This window comes from Mesorhizobium sp. M0011 (assembly GCF_040324155.1).
In the GTDB taxonomy this organism is placed as follows: Bacteria; Pseudomonadota; Alphaproteobacteria; order Rhizobiales; family Rhizobiaceae; genus Mesorhizobium.
Window position 1 is genome coordinate 1 of record NZ_JAMYVQ010000070.1, and the last position, 4,461, is coordinate 4,461.

General features: G+C 64.9%; 5 protein-coding genes. 3 read left to right on the plus strand and 2 right to left on the minus strand.

Features of this window, described 5'->3' with window-relative positions; translation table 11 throughout:
- Positions 1 to 223: 223 nt before the first annotated feature.
- Complete coding sequence (locus NKK51_RS32305; RefSeq protein ID WP_352556330.1) at positions 224 to 1,879, plus strand: acyl-CoA synthetase; 1,656 nt, start codon at positions 224 to 226, stop codon at positions 1,877 to 1,879.
- Positions 1,880 to 1,937: 58 nt separating this feature from the next.
- Here the strand turns inward: NKK51_RS32305 and NKK51_RS32310 are convergent, their stop codons facing one another.
- Together NKK51_RS32310 and NKK51_RS32315 are read right to left on the minus strand one after the other, a co-directional pair.
- Positions 1,938 to 2,828 carry an NmrA family NAD(P)-binding protein gene (locus tag NKK51_RS32310; protein WP_023813359.1) on the minus strand — a complete coding sequence of 297 codons (891 nt, stop codon included), beginning with the start codon at positions 2,826 to 2,828 and terminating at the stop codon, positions 1,938 to 1,940.
- Positions 2,825 to 3,007 (minus strand): YjiS-like domain-containing protein, encoded by a 183-nt coding sequence (locus NKK51_RS32315; RefSeq protein WP_352556332.1) that lies wholly within the window; start codon positions 3,005 to 3,007, stop codon positions 2,825 to 2,827. Before NKK51_RS32315 ends, NKK51_RS32310 begins: the two co-directional genes overlap by 4 nt.
- 62 nt (positions 3,008 to 3,069) lie before the next feature.
- Between NKK51_RS32315 and NKK51_RS32320 the strand changes: the two genes are divergently transcribed.
- Both NKK51_RS32320 and NKK51_RS32325 read left to right on the plus strand, forming a co-directional pair.
- On the plus strand, positions 3,070 to 3,204 hold the full coding sequence (locus NKK51_RS32320; RefSeq protein WP_352556334.1) for a hypothetical protein: 135 nt from the start codon (positions 3,070 to 3,072) through the stop codon (positions 3,202 to 3,204).
- A gap of 20 nt (positions 3,205 to 3,224) precedes the next feature.
- Positions 3,225 to 4,136 (plus strand): transcriptional regulator GcvA, encoded by a 912-nt coding sequence (locus NKK51_RS32325; protein WP_352556336.1) that lies wholly within the window; start codon positions 3,225 to 3,227, stop codon positions 4,134 to 4,136.
- Positions 4,137 to 4,461 lie beyond the last annotated feature (325 nt).

Consider the following 4,461-nt stretch of genomic DNA (forward strand, 5'->3'; position numbering starts at 1 on the left):
TAAGTGACAAAACTGTTCGCGATGTCCTCGCACACCTGTTCGCGATGTCTCCGGTCCAAACACCCCCTTGCGGGGGAGATGCCCGGCAGGGCAGAGGGGGGTGTTCAAGCGCCAACCTTCCCACCCACCAACTTTCGCCGCATCGACCACAACCACAATTTCGGGCAAGCTCGCACCCGACAGCGCCGCATGGGGAGATGCGGCGCCGCCAGGGAGGACTGCCATGACCAACACACCGGCGCTGCCGCGCTATGTCGATGCCATTGCACGCTTTCGCATCGACGATGAGATCGCAAGACTTCGCGGCGATCCCGCGACGGGCATCAACGCCTGCATCGAATGCTGCGATCGCCATACCGGCCAGAACCGGCTGGCGCTGCGCGCCATCTCCGTCGGTGGCGAGCTGCGGGAGTTCAGCTTCGACGACCTCAAGGAGATGTCGGCTCGTGTCGGCAACATCCTCAAAAACGCCGGCGTCGGCCCCGGCGACATCGTCGCCGGCATGCTGCCGCGCATTCCCGAACTGGTGGCGCTCATCCTCGGCACCTGGCGTATCGGCGCGGTCTACCAGCCGCTGTTCACCGCCTTCGGCCCCAAGGCCATCGACCACCGGCTGAAGACCAGCGGCGCGAAGCTCGTCGTCACCAACATGGCCAATCGCGGCAAACTCGACGAGGTGGAGGATTGCCCTCGGGTTGCAACCATCCTTGCCCCAGGCGAAGCCCTGCCGGCCGGCGACATCGATTTCCGCGCCGACTTCGCCGCCGCCTGGCCTGACTGCCAGCCGGTGATGCGCAAGGGCGACGATTTGTTCATGATGATGTCGACCTCGGGCACGACAGGTTTCCCCAAGGGCGTTCCGGTGCCGCTCAGCGCGCTGCTGGCCTTCGGCGCCTATATGCGCGATGCCATCGGGCTGCGGCCCGCCGACGTCTTCTGGAACATCGCCGATCCCGGCTGGGCCTACGGCCTCTATTACGCCATAACAGGCCCGCTGCTGCTTGGCATCGCCACGACCTTCAACGAGGGCGCCTTCACCGCCAGGAGCACCTACGACATCATCGAGCGCCTCGGCGTCACCAGCCTTGCCGGCTCGCCCACCGCCTTCCGCCTGCTGCTGGCCGAAGGCGCGGAGGCCGCCGCCCGCGTCAAGGGCCGCCTGCGTGTGGTGAGCAGCGCCGGCGAGCCGCTCAACCCGGAGGTGATCCGCTGGTTCGACGCTCATCTCGCCGCCCCCATCCACGACCATTACGGCCAGACCGAGAACGGCATGATGGTCAACAACCATCATGGCCTGTCGCACCCGGTGCGCCACGGCTCGGCCGGCTTCGCCATGCCGGGCTACCGCATCGTCGTGCTCGACGAGGCCAGCCACGAACTTGGCCCCAACCAGCCCGGCATTCTCGCCATCGACATCGCCAATTCGCCGCTGCGCTGGTTCGGCGGCTATCATCAGGCCGAAACCCCTGCCATAGCGGGTGGCTATTACCGCACCGGCGACACGGTCGAGTTCGAGCCCGACGGTTCGATCTCCTTCATCGGCCGCGCCGACGACGTCATCACCTCGGCCGGCTACCGCATCGGCCCGTTCGACGTCGAAAGCGCGCTGCTCGAGCATCCGGCGGTCAACGAGGCAGCGGTCGTCGGCGTGCCCGATCCGCAGCGCACCGAAATCGTCAAGGCCTTCGTCGTTCTGGCGCCCGCCTTTCGAGGCAGCGAGGCGCTGGCCGAGGAACTGGCGCAGCATGTCCGCAAGCGCCTCTCGGCCCACGCCTATCCGCGCGAAGTCGAGTTCGTCAGCGAGTTGCCGAAGACGCCGAGCGGCAAGATTCAGCGGTTCCTGCTGAGGAAGGCCGAGGTGGAGAAGCGGAAGGGGTGACGCTGCCGATCTCCCCACTTGTGGGGGTGATCGCAGTTGCAACGCCGCGCTTCTGCTACTACCGCCCAGCGGTGCCCGCCATCGCCACAAAGGCGCTCTCGATGGTCTCGAACGTCAGCTCCGGATAGAGCGCGCCGGCTTCCGGCGTGGCCGTTTCGAGCGCCGTCTCACCGCGTATCCAAAACGCCCGCAGCAGTCCGAGCCAGGGGGCTGATGCGATCATCGCCTCAAGCTCCGCCGCACTCTGGGGCACGATGCGCGGCGAGCGGCCGCTGACCCGGCGCCACAGATCGATCATTTCGTTCTGGGTGATCTCGTTCTGGGCGATGCGGATCTCGCTGCGGATGGCACTGGGGTCGTTCAACGCGCGCAAGGTGACGGCGGCGATGTCCTTCTCGCTGACAAACGTCGCCGGCACATTGCCGTCGCCATAAAGCGTCACCTCTTCGGGCGGCAAGGGCGACGAGCCGAAGCGCATCAGGTCGCCCAGCGTCGTCACCCAGGTCGAGAAGAAGCCGTTGGTGTAGATCACCGTATAGGGCAGATCCGCTTGCCTGATCGCGTCGAACACGGCTCGCTTGAGGTCGAGCGGCGGAACCGAGCCCGGTGCAGCGGCGGCAAAGTCGAGGCCGAAGCCGGCGGAAGGTACATAGCGGGAGACGCCGGCATCCCTGAGCGCCCGCACCAACGTCATCTCGCTGGCCGAATCCACATGCACCGAGCTGATGACTCGATCCACCGCACCGGCGGCGCGGACAAGGCTGCCATAGTCGTCGAGATCGCCGACATGGATTTTGGCGCCGAGCTCCTTCAGCGAATGCAGCCGTTCTTCATTACCGGCTGTTGTCGGACGAACCAGAACGTGCAGGCGATCGCCATTGCCTGCGCTGGCCTTCGCCATCTCGCCACCCAGCAGCCCCGTCGCGCCGATGATCAGGGTGCTGGTCATATCGCCCTCCCATTGCGCAGGATGGAACCGTCCCAGTCGCGCTCGAAGCCGATGTCGTGCAAGCGATGGTTCGAGAAGCGTGAAACTCGGCGCAGCATGCGCCGGCGCTCGACGACTGCAGCGGTTCTGAGTGCAAGACCGCTCATCGCGGCGCCGATGGATTCGAAGGTCGGGTTCATTGTTCGTCTCCTGTATTTTACCCGGGGCGCAAGCGTGCCAAAGCCGTCCGCGGAGGACGAGCATGACGATTGCTCACACTGTTCTGGTCGTTCAGCGCAGCGGTGAGATGGAAAAACCGATCTGGATGCGCTGCTACGTCAGTAGATTGGACATTTATGGGCTGGACGACAAACTACTCTTTGTGCAGGATTTGTGAGTAACGCTCACAGGTGGACCATGCCGCGCAGACTGCCGCCGCTCACTGCCCTGCCCGCCTTCGAGGCCGCCGCCAGGCATCTGAGTTTCTCCAAGGCTGCGGGCGAACTCAACGTCACCCATGGTGCGGTCAGCCGCGCCATCCGCAACATTGAGGACAGGCTGGGGATCCAGCTTTTCGATCGGGGGACGAGGTCCGTGCGCCTGACGCCGGTGGGCGCGGCCTATGCATCGGAAGTCAGGACGGCGCTGGACCAAATCGCCGCCGCCACCATCGCCGCCACGCCCGACCGCACGACAGGCATCCTGAATGTCAGCACATCGGACGGTTTTGCCGGCCGCTGGCTGGTGCCGAGGCTGCATCGTTTCCACCGCGCCAACGCCGATATCGACGTGCGGCTGTCGACCTCGGGCGTGCTTTCCGATTTCGTCAGCGACGGCATCGATATCGCCATCCGCTACGGCAAGGGCGGCTATGCCGGAGTGACAGCGGAATTTCTCGCCGATGAAGAGGTCTTCCCCGTCTGCAGCCCGGAACTGCTGCAAGGCGAACATCCGCTGCGCTTGCCGGCGGATCTCAGGCATCACAAATTGATCCATGATGCCTTTCGCATCGACTGGGCGACATGGCTGCAACATGCCGGCGTGGCAGATGTCGATCCGAAGCGCGGCGTGCGCTTCGATTCCGCCACCTTCGCCGTCGAGGCCGCGGTGCATGGCGAAGGCGTGCTGCTCGGCCGAAGCGCGCTGGTCTCGGCCGACCTTGCGGCGGGGCGGCTGGTTCGTCCCTTCGATCTCGCGTTGAAATCCGCCTCGCGCTACTATGTCGTCTACCGCGACGGCGCGCTGCGCCAGAAAAAGATCAGGGCGTTCCGCGACTGGCTGTTTGCCGAAGTGGCGGCCGACTGGATTGGCGCGACGAAGGGCGATTGAAGCGGAGGTCTACGCTTGCAAACCCAAGCGCTGCAGCGCCGCGCAGACCCCCACCCAGCTGCTTCGCATCGACCCTCCCCACAAGGGGGAGGGTGAGGAAGGCGCCCTGCCCGCCTGCCGAACAGCGCCTTTTTTGGAAATGCGGAAAAGCTGGGCTCCCTACCTCCCCCTTGTGGGGAGGTCGGACCGGAGGTCCGGGTGGGGGTTCTGGCGCAAACTTTACTAGAGCGATTCCTATTTTGAGAGAATCGTAGGATTCCCAAAGCCGGATGTTTGTGATTCAAGATGCTGGCTGGATTGGAGGCCAGCATCTGATGACGCGAGC

Coding starts and splice junctions, on each gene's coding strand:
- NKK51_RS32305 (WP_352556330.1), top strand. CDS start 224: ATGACCAACACACCGGCGCTGCCGCGCTATGTCGATGCCATTGCACGC.
- NKK51_RS32310 (WP_023813359.1), bottom strand. CDS start 2,828: ATGACCAGCACCCTGATCATCGGCGCGACGGGGCTGCTGGGTGGCGAG.
- NKK51_RS32315 (WP_352556332.1), bottom strand. CDS start 3,007: ATGAACCCGACCTTCGAATCCATCGGCGCCGCGATGAGCGGTCTTGCA.
- NKK51_RS32320 (WP_352556334.1), top strand. CDS start 3,070: ATGACGATTGCTCACACTGTTCTGGTCGTTCAGCGCAGCGGTGAGATG.
- NKK51_RS32325 (WP_352556336.1), top strand. CDS start 3,225: ATGCCGCGCAGACTGCCGCCGCTCACTGCCCTGCCCGCCTTCGAGGCC.